Annotated in this window: 11 protein-coding genes; 7 read left to right on the top strand and 4 right to left on the bottom strand. The window is 67.0% G+C overall.

Annotation, left to right across the window (positions count from 1 at the left end):
- Positions 1 to 357, top strand: a 357-nt coding sequence (locus tag ATI53_RS09725; protein ID WP_146609905.1) for an integrase core domain-containing protein, incomplete at its 5' end; no start/stop codon positions are given.
- On the opposite strand, the gene ATI53_RS09720 is transcribed toward ATI53_RS09725, so the two are convergent.
- The 4 genes from ATI53_RS09720 to ATI53_RS09705 form a co-directional block, all read right to left on the bottom strand.
- Positions 354 to 2,030: a hydantoinase B/oxoprolinase family protein gene (locus ATI53_RS09720; RefSeq protein ID WP_111550296.1), complete on the bottom strand. Its 1,677-nt coding sequence runs from the start codon at positions 2,028 to 2,030 to the stop codon at positions 354 to 356. The two genes, ATI53_RS09725 and ATI53_RS09720, sit on opposite strands and share 4 nt — an antisense overlap.
- 172 nt (positions 2,031 to 2,202) lie before the next feature.
- Positions 2,203 to 4,260 (bottom strand): hydantoinase/oxoprolinase family protein, encoded by a 2,058-nt coding sequence (locus tag ATI53_RS09715; protein WP_111550301.1) that lies wholly within the window; start codon positions 4,258 to 4,260, stop codon positions 2,203 to 2,205.
- 29 nt (positions 4,261 to 4,289) lie between these two features.
- The gene (locus ATI53_RS09710; RefSeq protein WP_111550295.1) at positions 4,290 to 6,992 is read right to left on the bottom strand and encodes a molybdopterin-dependent oxidoreductase; all 2,703 of its coding nucleotides are present in this window, start codon (positions 6,990 to 6,992) and stop codon (positions 4,290 to 4,292) included.
- Positions 6,992 to 7,816 carry an FAD binding domain-containing protein gene (locus tag ATI53_RS09705; protein ID WP_111550294.1) on the bottom strand — a complete coding sequence of 275 codons (825 nt, stop codon included), beginning with the start codon at positions 7,814 to 7,816 and terminating at the stop codon, positions 6,992 to 6,994. Before ATI53_RS09705 ends, ATI53_RS09710 begins: the two co-directional genes overlap by 1 nt.
- Before the next feature lie 354 nt (positions 7,817 to 8,170).
- Here ATI53_RS09705 and ATI53_RS09700 point away from each other — a divergent pair, with 354 nt between their 5' ends.
- From ATI53_RS09700 to ATI53_RS09675, 6 genes are read left to right on the top strand one after another with little or no spacing between them, the layout of a single operon-like run.
- Positions 8,171 to 9,595 (top strand): 6-hydroxynicotinate reductase, encoded by a 1,425-nt coding sequence (locus tag ATI53_RS09700; protein WP_223866049.1) that lies wholly within the window; start codon positions 8,171 to 8,173, stop codon positions 9,593 to 9,595.
- Positions 9,592 to 10,455 (top strand): UPF0280 family protein, encoded by an 864-nt coding sequence (locus ATI53_RS09695; RefSeq protein ID WP_111550293.1) that lies wholly within the window; start codon positions 9,592 to 9,594, stop codon positions 10,453 to 10,455. Before ATI53_RS09700 ends, ATI53_RS09695 begins: the two co-directional genes overlap by 4 nt.
- A complete protein-coding gene (locus tag ATI53_RS09690; RefSeq protein WP_111550292.1) occupies positions 10,448 to 11,032 on the top strand; it encodes an amino acid synthesis family protein in 585 nt (194 codons plus the stop codon). The genes ATI53_RS09695 and ATI53_RS09690 overlap by 8 nt, the downstream gene beginning before the upstream one ends.
- Positions 11,029 to 11,601, top strand: coding sequence for an amino acid synthesis family protein (locus ATI53_RS09685; protein ID WP_009506435.1), 573 nt, complete (start codon positions 11,029 to 11,031; stop codon positions 11,599 to 11,601). Before ATI53_RS09690 ends, ATI53_RS09685 begins: the two co-directional genes overlap by 4 nt.
- A gap of 17 nt (positions 11,602 to 11,618) precedes the next feature.
- Positions 11,619 to 12,689, top strand: a complete 1,071-nt coding sequence (locus ATI53_RS09680) for an aromatic ring-hydroxylating dioxygenase subunit alpha (RefSeq protein ID WP_111550291.1) — start codon at positions 11,619 to 11,621, stop codon at positions 12,687 to 12,689.
- A 57-nt stretch (positions 12,690 to 12,746) separates the two neighbouring features.
- Positions 12,747 to 13,952 carry an ABC transporter substrate-binding protein gene (locus tag ATI53_RS09675; protein WP_009506437.1) on the top strand — a complete coding sequence of 402 codons (1,206 nt, stop codon included), beginning with the start codon at positions 12,747 to 12,749 and terminating at the stop codon, positions 13,950 to 13,952.
- The last annotated feature ends 85 nt before the right edge of the window (positions 13,953 to 14,037 follow it).

Genomic DNA, 14,037 nt, shown 5'->3' with positions numbered 1-14,037 from the left:
ATCCAGTTCACAAACCGCAAACAGGATCGCTATGCGATGGAGCACATCTTCGACCGGGTCTGCTCGGAGCACGGGATCGAGCATCGCCTGGCAAAGGTGAACCATCCCTGGACCAATGGCCAGGTCGAGCGCATGAACCGCACGATCAAGGAAGCGACCGTCAAGCGCGACCATTATGAGGCACACGCTCAACTCGAAACCCACCTCGGCGACTTCATCGCAGCCTACAATTATGCGCGTCGCCTCAAGACGCGGCAGGGCCTAACGCCATTCGAGTTCATCTGCAAAATCTGGACAAGAGAGCCAGAAAGATTCACTGTCGATCCAACCCATCACACGCTGGGACTAAACACCTAGCCGAACAGCGCCTTGGCCTGCGCCGCGTTGTAACGGCCCAGCCGCACGTCTTCGGCCACCTTTGCGGCGTCGCGCCGGGCCGGATCGCCAAAGCCCCCGCCCCCCGGAGTTTGCACCCGTACCCGGTCGCCCGCGACCAGCTGAATATCCTGCGCCTTGCTCAGATGCTCGGGCACGAAGCTTTCGCCGCCGCGCGTCACCAGGACCCGGTTCATCGCGCCGTCCCTGCCGCCTTGCACGCCCTGCGGGCCGAACCGCCCGTGATCCATCACAAAACTGGCGCGCGCATGGCCCGCCCGCAGCTCCACCTCGTAATCCAGACCAAACCCCCCGCGATACTCGCCCGCGCCGCCGGAACCCTCGTGCAGCGCATACCGATGGTACAGCACCGGAAACTGCTGCTCCATGATCTCGACCGGAGGCGCCTTGGAAATCCCGATGGTCGAACAGCCGTTGGAGAGACCGTCGCCACCCGCATAGCCGCCATAGCCCCCCCCCGATATCTGATACATCACATAGGCCTGCCCCGTCTCGGGCACCTCGCCGCCCAGCGCGAAATTGCCCGACGATCCGGCAGGCGCGGCGCTGACCTTGCCCGGCAGCACCTGCACAAGTGCCGCAAACACCGCCTCGGCGATGCGCTGGCTGACCTCGGCGGCACAGCCCGACACCGGGCGCGGATAGCGCGCATCGAGAAAAGTGCCCTCCGGGCGCATGACATTCAGTGGTTCGAACGCGCCGGCGCTGATCGGCACCTGCGGAAAGATATGCCGCATGGCCAGATAAACCGAGGACAGCGTCGTCGCGATCACCGAATTCATCGGCCCCTGACAGGGCGGGCTGGAGCCGGAGAAATCGAACCTCAGCGTCTCGCCATCCGCCGTCACCGCCAGCCTGATCTCAAGCGGTTCGTTCACCACGCCGTCGCTGTCGATATAGGCGGTGCTGCGATAGGTGCCCTTGGGGATCTGCGCGATCTGGGCGCGCATCTGCTCGCCCGCACGCACGCGCAACTCGGCGATGGCGTCGCGCACCGTATCATCGCCGTAACGGTCCAGCAGCCGCGTCAGACGCGCCTGCCCCACATACAATGCCGCCGCCTGCGCCTTGACGTCGCCAATGCGCTGGTCCGCAACGCGGATGTTGGAACAGATGATCGAATAAATCTCCTGGTCCATCTCGCCGCCCTTGAACAGGCGCACGGGGGGCAGGCGCAGCCCCTCTTGTTCGACCGCCGTGGCGCTGGCGGAAAACCCGCCCGGCACCGCCCCCCCTGTGTCGGGCCAATGGCCGGTGTTGGACAACCAGCAGAAAATCTCGCCATCGCGCCAGACCGGCATGGCAAAACGCACGTCCATCAGATGCGTGCCGCCCAGATAGGGATCGTTGACGATGTAGATGTCACCCGGCTTTGGTGCCGCCACCTTGCGGTCGCGTATCATCTCGATCAGCGTCGCGGTGGAATATTGCATAACCCCGACAAACACCGGCAAGCCCATCGACCCCTGGGCGATCAGGCTACCGTCTTGGGCGGAATAAATCCCGTCGGACCGGTCGTTCGCCTCGGCGATCACCGGCGAAAACGCAGCGCGCGAAAATGACAAATCCATTTCGTCGCAGACCTGCTGCAACCCTGACTGGATGACAGTAAGAGTGATGGGATCAAGGCTCATCGCGTTACTCCGGCGCTGGCATAGGGTGATCGGCGGCGGGATTGCCTCCGGCGGGAGTTTATCCGGCAAGATGAAGCCCGGGCGCGGCGCATCGCTTCATCTTGCCGGATAAACTCCACGGGGGTGTGGGGGTGTGAAACCCCCACTCCGGCGGCGCGGCCGGGTACAGCGCTCACGACAAGGCTCCGACGGTGACGATCAGGTTGCCATCCGCGTCCTGCACGGCCCTGTCGCCGGGTTCCAGCACCAGGGTGCAATCCATCTGCTCAACGATGGCGGGGCCTTGCAGCGTCGCATCCGCGGGCAGGTGGTCACGCCAGTAGACAGCCGTTTCGGTCCAGCCCTCGAAGAACACGCGCCGGGTGCCTGTCCGCGCCTCGGTCACCGTTTCCTTGCGCCCGGAGGCGTCAATCAGTGCGGCAAGGTCGATCTCGGGGCGACGGCCGATGACCGAGGTGACCACGTTGACCAGGGCGGGCCGGATTTCCGGCAGGCGCACCTGAAAGCGCTTGAAATACGCCTCTTCGAACAGCGCCTGAAGCGTTTTGCGCGACGGGGCCGCATCCGGCAGGGGCACGCGCAACAGGTGGGTCTGGCCGATGAATTGCATCTCGACGGCATACGAGATCCTTTCCTCGGCAATCTCGACCCGTTCGCGCGCGATGGCGGCACGGCCATCGCTGACCTGTTGGTCGAACAGGGCCTGGATCTCGGCCATGTCGCAGACATCCAGCGGGCGGTTCACCGTGGCCACGAAATCGTGGCGCAGATCGGCCACGATACAGCCCAGCGCGTTGGTGATGCCGGGCCGCGCAGGCACCAGCACGCGCGGGACCCCCAGTTCGCGCGCGATGGCGCAGGCGTGCAGAGGCCCGGCGCCGCCAAAGGCGAACAGCGCGAAATCGCGCGGGTCCTCGCCCAGCGAGATCGACACCATGCGCACGGCATCGGCCATCTTCGCGGTCGCCACGCGCAGCACGGCGGCGGCGGCGGCGTCGGCCCCTAGTTCCAGCCGCGCGCCGAGCGCGGCAAATGCCGCGCGGATGGTGTCCAGCGACACCCCCCCCGCGCCGGTGTTCAGCCGGTCGGGGTCAAGCCGACCCAGCAGCATGTTCGCGTCGGAAATCGTCGGTACCGTGCCGCCCTTGCCATAACAGATCGGCCCCGGCGTCGACCCGGCGCTGTCGGGCCCCACCTGAAGCAGCCCGGCCGCATCGACCCGCGCGATGGACCCACCGCCTGCGCCGACCGTGCGCACGTCGACCATGGGGACGTGGATCGGCATGGCGTATTCGATTTCGATCTCGTGGCTGACGGCGGGATCCGCGCCCCGGATCATCGCCACGTCGGTGGAGGTGCCGCCCATGTCATAGGTCAGCAGATCGGGAATGCCGGCGCGACGCCCGGTGTAGGCCGCCGCCATCACCCCCGAGGCGGGGCCGGACATCACCGTCTTGGCAGCCTCGTCCGCCACCACACGGGCTGAGACCATGCCGCCGTTTCCGGTCATCACCAGCAGATCGCGGTCATAGCCGCGCTCCGACAGCTTGTCGGCCAACCGTTCCACATAGGCGCGCAGCAAGGGCTGCACGCTGGCGTTCACCGCCGCAGTGACCCCGCGTTCGTATTCGCGCGATTCCGAAATCAGCGCATGCCCCATGGTGATGTTGCCATTGGGCCAGACCTCGGCGGCGATCTGCCCGGCGCGGCGTTCATGGGCCGGGTTGGCGTAGGAATGCAGGAAGTGGATCACCAGCGCCTCACAGCCTTTGGCGACCAGCTCGGTCAGGGCGGCGCGCAGGGCGTCCTCGTCCAAGGGCACATGGACCGCGCCCTCTGCCAGCATCCGTTCGGGCACCTCCAGGCGCAGGTCGCGCGGGATCAGCGGGCGGAACTGCCCGGTCATGCCATAGGCGTGGGGGCGCGTGCGCCGCCCCAGTTCCAGCACGTCGCGAAAGCCCATGGTGGTGACCAGCCCGGTCTTGCACAGGTGCCGTTCCAGCACCGCGTTGGTGGTGGTGGTGGTGCCATGCACGATCAGGTCGAGCGCCCCCGCATCCACATCCGCCGCATCCAGCGCCGAGAGCACGCCGTGCGACTGGTTGTCCATCGTTGTCGGCACCTTGGCCAGCTTCACCGTGCCCGTCTTGCTGTCGTAGTAGACCAGGTCGGTGAACGTGCCGCCCACGTCGATACCGGCAAAGGTGCCGGTAAGCGTGCTGTCGGTCATATGCGGGGCCTTTCCCGTCTTGTCGAGCATCAGATCAGCGCCCGGATCGCGCGGCGCACCTTGTCGGGTGTCGCGGGCAGGTGGTGGATGCGGGCGCCCGTGGCATGGGCGATGGCATTGAGAACGGCGGGCGCTGTCGGAATCAGGCAATGTTCGCCCAGGCCCTTGGCGCCATAGGGGCCGTGCATGTCACCGCTTTCGACGATCAGCGTGTCGATGGGGGGCACGTCGCCAATGGTCGGGATAAGGTAGTCGTGCAGGTTCTCGGTACGGCCCGGCAGAAATTCCTCCATCAGCGCAAGGCCGATGCCCTGTGCGACACCACCTTCGACCTGGCCTTCGACCAGCAGCGGGTTGATGGCCTTGCCCACATCATGGGCCGCGACGATACGGATCAGCCGGGTGGTGCCCAGCGCCAGATCGACCTCGGCCACGCACATCTGTGCCGCCGTGCCGAACACCGCATAGGGAACGCCCTGCCCGTTTTCGTCCAGCGGAGTGGTGGGCGGGTCGTAGCTTGCGACCGCCTCGATGGCATATCCGTCGCCGGCAAGCGGCACCCGCACGCTGGTCGCCCCGTCGATGAGGGTCAGCCCCCCGTCCAACGAGATCACCGCATCGCCGCCCACATTTCCCAGCCGCAGAATCTGCGCCCGCAATGTCTCGCCGCAGCGCTTGGCGGCATTGCCGGTGATAAAGGTCTGACGGCTGGCCGACGTTTTGCCCGCGTCCGGCGTCAGATCCGTATCGGCGCCGATCAGCGTCACCGCAGACACCGGTACACCCAGCGCCTGCGCAAAGATCTGGGTGATGACCGTGTTGGACCCCTGCCCGATGTCCACCGCGCCCTGATGCAGCATCAGCGCGCCGCCGGCGGTGATCCCGGCGCGGATCGTCGAGGGGTTCGACATCGAGGTATTGCCGCAGCCGTACCACCCCGACGCCACGCCGACCCCGCGCTTGACCCCGTCATGGGCCGCGTTGAACGCCGCGCAGTCGGCCAGCGCCGCGTCCCAGGCGGGTTTCAGCGCGCCGAGGCAGGCGTCGATCGCCATGCCCCTGTCGAACACCTGCCCGGTGACGGTCGGCTCGCCGTTCAGCAGGCAATTGCGCAACCGGAACTCCAGCCGGTCGATGCCCAGCTTGTCCGCCAGCATGTCATAGAGCTGTTCCAGCGCCACCGCCGATTGCGGCACGCCGAAACCGCGAAACGCACCCGCAGCGGCGGTGTTGGTGTGCACGGCGGTGCTGTGCGCCGAGTAATTGGGGGTCCGGTACGGGCCGGAGGCATGAATCGGCACCCGGTTCGCCACCGTCGGTCCCCAACTGGCATACGCGCCGGTGTTGAACACCCCGTCAAACCGCACAGCCTGAATGCGCCCGTCCTCATCCGCCCCGACCTGCATATGCACCTCGGACGGGTGACGTTTGGTTGACGCTTGCAGGCTTTCGGTGCGGGTAAAGGTCATGCGCACCGGCTTGCCTGTCAGCCAGGCGGCCAGCGCGACAAAGGGCTGCGCGGTGAGGTCCAGCTTGGACCCGAAACCGCCGCCCACCGCCGTTGGCACGATGCGCACCTGATCGGCAGGCAACCCCATCAGACCCGCGATGCCGTCGCGATTCATGAACGGCGCCTGTGTGCAGCAGTGGATTTCCAGCCGGTCGCCGACCCGCCGGGCCGACGCGGCCTCGGGTTCGATATAGCCGTGTTCGATGAAGCCGGTGGAAAAATCGCCCGACACCACATGCGGCGCCCTGGCCATGGCCGACGCCGCATCGCCCCGCGCCACATAGCCCCGGCACATCACGTTGTCTGACCGGTCGTCATGCAGCAAGTCGGCATCGACTGCGTCCCGCGGCGTGATGACGGACGGCAGTTCCTGCCATGTGACCGGAAACTCGGGCAAGGCGGCGACAATCCCGGCGCGCCCGACCACGGCGGCGACGGGTTCTCCGCGAAAGCGGGTCTCGTGTTCGGCCAGCATCGGCTGATCCTCAAAGCCGGGGATCACGCCGAACCGGTTCCTGCCCGGCACATCGGCGGCGGTCAGGATCAGGTCAAGCCCATGGTCCGCGCGATAGGCATCCAGATCGCCGAACCGAAACGCCGCGCGATGAAACGGTGACCGGATGGCCCGCACCACCAGCGCGCCGTCGGGCGCGACATCGTCGCCGAACCGTTCCGTGCCCGACACCTTGGGCCAGCCGTCCAGCCGCGCGATGGGCGCGCCGACGCCGCCTTCGCCAAGCGGAGCGGAGCGGGACGCATCCAGCACCGCCGCGATGATCTTGCGATAGCCGGTGCAGCGGCACAGCACACCGCCCAGCGCATCCTTGACCGTCGCCTCGGTCAGCGGCGTGTCCGACCGCAACAGCGCCACCGCCGCCACCATCATGCCCGGCGTGCAGATGCCGCATTGCGCGGCCTGATGGCGCTGAAAGCTTTGCGCCAGCCGGTCTGCGTGCGGGTCGCGCCCCACCAGCCCGGCCTGCGTTTCGATCACCGCACCCTGTGCCTGCCCGGCCGCGACCATGCAGGCACAGACCGGCGCGCCGTCGATCAGCACGGTGCAGGCGCCGCAATCCCCGGCGTTGCAGCCGACCTTGACGTCGCGGGCGCCCGCGCTTTTGCGCAGCACCTCGGACAGGCGCGCGGTGCGTGACGCGGGCACCGTGACCGCATCGCCGTTCAGGGTGAACCCGACATGTCCCTGGGGGGCGTCCAACGACATCACTTGGCCTCCATCGTGGCGGAGACGGCGCGGACGACCAGCGCCTTCACTGCCTCGGATCGGTAATCCGCGCTGGCGCGCACGTCATCAATGGGCGAAAGTTCGGTGAATGCGCAGGCAGAGACAATGGCGGACACCTCGTCCGCCGTCGCCCCCGCAAGCGCCGTTTCCAGCCCGGCCAGCCGGCGCGCCACCGGCGAACAGGCCCCCACCGCAACGCGCGCCCGAACGATCCGGCCCGCCTGCGTCGCGACCACCGCGGCGACCATCGCAATCGAAATCACCAGATAGCGCCGCGCCCCCAGCTTGAGAAACGCGCCCCGTCCGGCGGCGTCCGGGATGTGGATCGCGGTCAGAATCTCGCCGCGCGCCAACGCGGTCAGCCGTGGCCCATGCACGAAATCCGCCAGCGCCACGCGCCGCGTGCCCGCGTCCGACGCCAGTTCGACCGTCGCATCCAGCGCCAGCAGGGCGGGCATGCCATCCGCCGCCGGCGAGGCGTTGCACAGGTTCCCCGCCACGGTGCCCGCGTTCTGGATCTGCACCGACCCGACCTCGCGCGCGGCCCCCCTGAGCCCGTCGAACAGCGGCGGCAGATCCGCCTTCAGAACCTGGGTCCAGGTGGTCGCGCCGCCGATGCGCCAGCCGGTGCCGTCCCGGCGGATGCCCCTCAGCCCCGCGATTCGCGTCAGGTCGACCATGTGCGGCGGCGGCGCGGCGTCGCGCAAGCCGGGGTACAGGTCCGTCCCGCCCCCAAGCGCCACGGCATCGCCCGCAAGAAGCGCCAGCGCATCGGCCAGCCTGTCGGGTCTGTGAAGGGTCATGATGGCTACTCCAGCGACGGTCAGACCATACGGTATCATTCGTATGCAAACAAAAACTGAAGCACGTTAGGAGCAGGACGCAAAATCTGTCAATGCCGTTGCAAGGCCATTGCGGCTCGCCCTCGCGATTTTGCTGAAAATCGCGTCACACGCCACCACAGCCCCCGCAAGACCCGACGGGGCGCTTGACAGAGCCTCCTGCGCCATGCGTTCGTATACAAACGAATTGCGAAACCGGCAGCCCCCTTCCGGCAGCCAAGGACCGGAGCCCGCGACGTGACGGCAGACACCCCTTCCCCAAGTCGCGAGCGCGCGGCCAAGCCCGAAAAGATCCGCTGCGACGCCTGCCCCGTCATGTGCATTATCGCAGAAGGTCGCGCCGGCGCCTGCGACCGCTACGCCAATGAGGGCGGCGATCTGGTCCGGCTCGATCCGCTGACCATCCTGTCCAATTCCGACACCCCCGTCGTGCCGTTTCTCGACCGCGAATGGGACGGCGACATCGTTTCGGGCGACGACAGCTTCGTCACCGCTATCGGGTCCGGCACCACCTATCCCGACTACAAGCCTGCACCCTTCATCGTTGCCTCGACCATGGCAGACACCGACATGATAACCGTCGTGACCGAAGGCATCTTTTCCTATTGCGGTGCCAAGGTAAAGATCGACACCGACCGCCATCTCGGGTCCGAATGCGCCTGGGTGCGCGCGGACGGCGAGATCGTCGGCCATGTCACCACGTCGGAATACGGCAGCCAGATGCTGTCGCTGGGCGGGGTCAGCCACCTGACCGGCGGGTCCAAGAAAGAAGGCCGCGCCACCTGCGCCGCCCTGTTGGCCCTGTGCAACGGGCAAGAGGTCGCGCTGAGCATCGACGGCGGCGCCGACGTGCAGATCGCCGCCGGACAGGCGCCGGTGGTGAACGGCCGCCGCGAACAGCGCATGCGCGTCGGCTGCGGGTCCGCCACCGTGGGCATGTTCGCTGCGCAGTGGCAGGGGCTCGTGGACGAGGTCGTCGTGGTCGACGATCACATCACCGGCGTCATGTCCGAACATCAGGCGGGCAAGGTTATCGGCTGGCCCGCCACCGGCATAAAGGTCAAGGGCCGCCGGTCCACGCCGGGGCGCTATTTTCAGGTGGCCGGGCCGGGCACCGGCTGGGGCGGCACGAATCTGACCAACCCTCTGGATATACTCGATACGTTCAAGCCACAGGCCTGGGCGGGGATGTCGCTGCTGATGGTATCGACCACCGGCGAACACGCCGCCTATTTCGAACTGGACAAAGATCTGATCCCCGCGCCGATGGACATGCCCGACCGGCTGAAATCCTCGGTCGCGCGGATCGAGGAAAACTGCGAACCTTCGCTGGCCTCGGTGCTGTTCATGGCGGGGGCGGGCGGTTCGCTGCGCTCGGGGGTCACCGAAAACCCGGTCAGCCTTACCCGATCGGTGCAGTCGCGTCTCACCCGCGTGACCTGCGGCGGGGCGCCGGTGATGATCTGGCCGGGCGGAGGCATCACCTTCATGGCCGACGTGACGCAGATGCCGAAAAACGCCTTTGGCTATGTGCCGACCCCGGCGCTGGTCGCACCCGTCGAATTCACCATGACGCGCGCGGATTACCGGGCGCTTGGGGGTCATATGGATTACGTCACGCCGCTGCAGGAGGCGCTGCAGGGCCGGACGGGGCGGCAATCGGACCACCGTCTGTCCGGGCGGCGCACCGAAAACCGCAAGGCCGGCGCGCCCTGGCCCCTGGACAACGGCGCCGCATGAGCTGGACCGAAGCCCCCCGGATGCAGATGGCCCGCGATGGTCGGATGCGCCTGACCCACGGCCCGATTGACGTGATCGTCACGGCCGACGGCCCTGCGCGCGCGGTGGCGCGGGCGCTGGGGCGCGCCCGCGACGGCTTTGCCCCCCTCCTGACCGGCCTGTGCGCCGAACTGCCCCGGCTGCGGCAGGCCGACGGCCTTGCCCCCACAGGACCCGTGGCGCAGCGGATGCACCGGGCGGCGGCGCGGTTTGCCCCGGCTTTTGCGACACCCATGGCGGCGGTGGCGGGCGCGGTTTCGGATCACCTTCTGGCCGAGATGCTGGTGCCCGGTCACGCCCTGACCCGCGCCCATGTCAACAACGGCGGCGACATCGCGCTTTATACCCGGAGCGCGCCATTGCGCCTGGCAATCTGCGACGTTCCGGAAACCCGCGCCCCCGGCGCGCGGGCGCTGATCGGCCCGCGGGATGGCATCGGCGGCGTCGCCACCAGCGGCTGGCGCGGGCGGTCCCATTCGATGGGCATCGCCGACGCGGTCACCGTGCTGGCCCGCGACGCGGCTCTGGCCGATGTGGCCGCCACGCTGATCGCCAATGCGGTCGACCTGCCCGGCCATCCCGCGATCATGCGCGCTCCGGCGAACACCCTGTCCCCCGACAGCGATCTTGGCCCGCGCCCTGTCACCACCGATGTCGGCCCGCTGGCGCCGCCGGAGATCGCCGCCGCGCTTGTCGCCGCGCGCGCCCTGGCGCAGGATTACATCTCGCGCGGGCTGATCCGCGCCGCCTGCGTCGCGCTGGCCGGCACCCGTATCGCCCTCGGGCAACATATCGAAACGAAGGAACTCCAGAATGCCTGAGGTCAAGGTTCGCAAAACCCTCGTGCAGGTCGAAACCATCTTTCACGAGGGCGGCCCCGCCCCGGAAACCCCGGCAAGGCGCGCCGCGGCCATGGCGGTGATCGAAAACCCCTACGCCGGGCAATATGTCGAGAATATCCTGCCCTTCATGAAAGACCTCGAACCGCTAGCTGCCGAAATGGCGCGGATGTGCATCGACGCACTCGGCGGCGACGCCGACATCGTCGAAGGCTACGGCAAAGGCGCCGTCACCGGCGTGAACGGCGAGATCGAGCATGGCGCGCTGTGGCACGTTCCCGGCGGCTACGCCATGCGCGACAGCATCCGGAAAAGCCTCGCCATCGTGCCCTCGACCAAAAAGGTCGGCGCGGCGGGGACCCGGATCGACATTCCGGTGACGCACACCAACGCATCCTATGTGCGCACCCATTATGACGCCATCGAGGTCGGCATCCCCGACGCTCCCCGCCCCAATGAGATCCTGCTGGTGCTGGTCATGACCACCGGAGGGCGCATCCACGCGCGCGTCGGCGGGCTGACCAGGGACGCGATCAAGGGCGAGGACGGGCTCCGTTGAAGCTGCGCAAGCTCGTCACCCTGACCGAAGAGGTCCGCACCGAGATGGGCCGCGCCGTTTCGCCGCCCACGCGGCGGGCGCTGGCCGCGGCGGTGATCGCCAACCCCTTTGCCGGGCGCTACGTCGATGACCTGTCGGACCTGATCGACATGGGCGAGGCGCTTGGCGCGCGGCTTGGCCAGGAAGCGCTTGCCGCGCTTGGCGGTGCCCCCGTCGAGGGCTACGGCAAGGCCGCGCTGGTGGGGGAAAACGGCGAGCTGGAACACGCCGCCGCCCTGTTGCACCCGAAACTCGGCGCGCCGCTGCGCGCGGTGATCGGAGGAGGCCGCGCGCTGGTGCCCTCGGCCAAGGCCATCGGGCGCGCCGGCGAAACCCTCGGCGTGCCGCTTGGCCACAAGGATGCCGCCTATGTGCGCAGCCATTTCGACGCCATGTGCCTGCGGCTCAACGATGCCCCCCGCCCGGATGAGATCCTTGTCGCGGTGGCGCTGCAACAGCACGGCCGCCCGCTGCCAAGGGTCGGCGGGCTGACCACTGACGGGATCACCGGCACGGACGGTCTGCGCTAACCCAAGGAGACGCACGCATGACGCAATTCGTAAGAAACGCTTGGTATGTCGCCGCCTGGTCGACAGAAATCGACGACGAGCTGCGCCGCTTCACCATCCTTGGCGATCACGTCGTGATGTTCCGCAAAACCGATGGCACGGTCGCGGCGCTGGAGGACCGCTGCCCGCACCGCCTGTTGCCGCTGTCCAGAGGCAAGCGCGTCGGCGACACGGTGCAATGCGGTTACCACGGGCTGACCTTCGATTGCTCGGGCGCCTGCGTGCGCGTTCCGGGGCAGGCCAACCTGCCCAAATCCGCCCGCGTCGACGCCTTCCCCATCGTCGAAAACCACGGCATCGTCTGGATCTGGATGGGCGACCCGACCAGGGCCGACCCTGAAACGGTCTTCGACATGCCCGAATTTTCCGATCCGAACTGGGCGGTGCACCACGGCGACGCACTGCACCTTGAATCCCATTACCTCAATGTCGCGGAAAATCTCGTTGACCCGGCGCATGTCAGCTTTGTGCACCCCACCACGCTGGGCAACGCCGCGTCGGAAAACGTGCCCGTGCATGTGCAGACCGAGGGCGAGGCCATCGTCGCCTGGCGCTGGATCCGCGACGGCGAACCCATCGGGTTTTTCAAGGCGTTTGGCGGGTTCACCGGCAATGTGGACCGCTGGCATTACTACTACCTTTATACCCCCTGCACCGCCGTCATCGACTTTGGCTCCATCGAGACCGAAAGGCAATGCCGCGAAGAAGACCGCGGCGACGGCGTGCGCATCTTCGCTCTGCATTTCATGACCCCCGTGACCGAAACCCACACCATCGACCGCTGGATGCACATCCGCAACGCCGCCATCGACGACCCCGAGGCCGCAACCCGCATGGACGCCATGTTCCGCACCGCATTCGCCGAAGACAAAGCCATCCTCGAAGCGGTGCAGTCCGAAGAATTGCGCCCCCAGAAACGCCGCCCCCTGCGCATCGCCATCGACAGAGGGCCGCTTGTCTATCGCAAGCGCATCAACGATCTTCTGGAACTGGAGAGGACCGAAGATATCGCCTCCGATCCCTCCATGGCTATTATTTACCACGATTAACCGGCAAAAAAGACCGGCACCAACGGCCACCGCGCCCAACCAACAGAGAGAAACCGCATGAACCTCATCAGACGCACCGTGCTGGGCCTGATCGCCGCAGCCGCAACCGCCCCCGCCGCCATGGCCCAGGACACCATCAAGGTCGGCGAGATCAACCACTACAAGCGTATGGCCGCCTTCGCCGAACCCTACAAAAAGGGCATCGAACTGGCGCTGTCCGAGATCAACGAAGCCGGCGGCGTGCTCGGCAAACCGCTGGAATTCGTCTATCGCGACGATCAGGGCGATCCCGCCGAAGCGGTCAAGATCGCCGAAGAACTGATGACCCGCGAAGGCACGGTGATGCTGACCGGCTCCATCCTGTCCCACGTCGGGCTGGCGCTGTCGTCCTTTGCCGCCGAAAAGGAATACCTCTACCTTGCCGCCGAACCGCTGGCCGACAGCCTGGTGTGGAACTCGGGCAACCCCTACACCTTCCGCCTGCGCGCCTCGACCTGGGTCCAGGCCGCCATGCTCGCCGAAGAGGCCGCCAAGTCCGACGCCATAACCTATGCCACTATCGCGCCCAACTACGCCTACGGGCAGGACGCGGTGAATGCGTTCAAGGAAAACCTGCAACGGTTGAAACCAGATGTCGAATTCGTTGCCGAACAATGGCCCGCCCTGTTCAACATCGACGCCGGCGCCGAGGTGCAGGCGATCGAGCGCGCCAAGCCCGACGCCATCTACAACGTCACCTTCGGATCCGACCTTGCCAAGCTGGTGCGCGAGGGCGGCGACCGCGGCCTGTTCGACGGCCGCTCTGTCTACGGCCTGCTGACAGGCGAACCGGAATACCTTGATCCGCTGGGCGACGAGGCCCCTGAAGGCTGGTTCGTCACCGGCTTTCCCTGGTACGGCTTCGAAGACGGCACCCCCGGCAAGACCTTTGTCGATGCCTACATGGATGCCACCGGCGAAACCCCGAAAATCGGCAGCCTCGTGGGCTACATGACGGCGCAATCCGTCGCCGCGGGCATCGCAAGGGCCGGCGCCACCGATACCGAAAGCCTCGTCACCGCGTTCGAAGACCTCACCGTCAACAATACCCCCATCGGAGACCTGACCTACCGCGCCATCGACAACCAGTCGACGCTGGGCGCCTGGGTCGGCACCACCGCGGTTGAGGATGGCAAAGGCGTGATGGTCGACTGGGAATACAAGGACCCGGCCCCCTACATGCCCACCGACGAAGAAATCATGGCCATGCGCCCCGCCGAATAACGTCGCGACAGGGGGCGCCCCGCGCGGCGCGCCCCCTTCATCTTGCCAGATAAACTCCGGGGTGAATTGGCGCGGCACGCGCCAA

It is taken from the genome of Salipiger aestuarii (genome assembly GCF_003259905.1).
Taxonomy (GTDB): Bacteria; Pseudomonadota; Alphaproteobacteria; order Rhodobacterales; family Rhodobacteraceae; genus Salipiger; species Salipiger aestuarii.
This window is presented reverse-complemented; position numbering and strand designations above follow the sequence as displayed.

Excerpts from the sequence above, each read along its gene's own strand:
- ATI53_RS09695 (WP_111550293.1), top strand. The coding sequence starts at position 9,592 with ATGAGCTGGACCGAAGCCCCCCGGATGCAGATGGCCCGCGATGGTCGG.
- ATI53_RS09720 (WP_111550296.1), bottom strand. The coding sequence starts at position 2,030 with ATGAGCCTTGATCCCATCACTCTTACTGTCATCCAGTCAGGGTTGCAG.
- ATI53_RS09705 (WP_111550294.1), bottom strand. The coding sequence starts at position 7,816 with ATGACCCTTCACAGACCCGACAGGCTGGCCGATGCGCTGGCGCTTCTT.
- ATI53_RS09690 (WP_111550292.1), top strand. The coding sequence starts at position 10,448 with ATGCCTGAGGTCAAGGTTCGCAAAACCCTCGTGCAGGTCGAAACCATC.
- ATI53_RS09680 (WP_111550291.1), top strand. The coding sequence starts at position 11,619 with ATGACGCAATTCGTAAGAAACGCTTGGTATGTCGCCGCCTGGTCGACA.
- ATI53_RS09675 (WP_009506437.1), top strand. The coding sequence starts at position 12,747 with ATGAACCTCATCAGACGCACCGTGCTGGGCCTGATCGCCGCAGCCGCA.
- ATI53_RS09710 (WP_111550295.1), bottom strand. The coding sequence starts at position 6,992 with ATGTCGTTGGACGCCCCCCAGGGACATGTCGGGTTCACCCTGAACGGC.
- ATI53_RS09715 (WP_111550301.1), bottom strand. The coding sequence starts at position 4,260 with ATGACCGACAGCACGCTTACCGGCACCTTTGCCGGTATCGACGTGGGC.
- ATI53_RS09700 (WP_223866049.1), top strand. The coding sequence starts at position 8,171 with ATGTGCATTATCGCAGAAGGTCGCGCCGGCGCCTGCGACCGCTACGCC.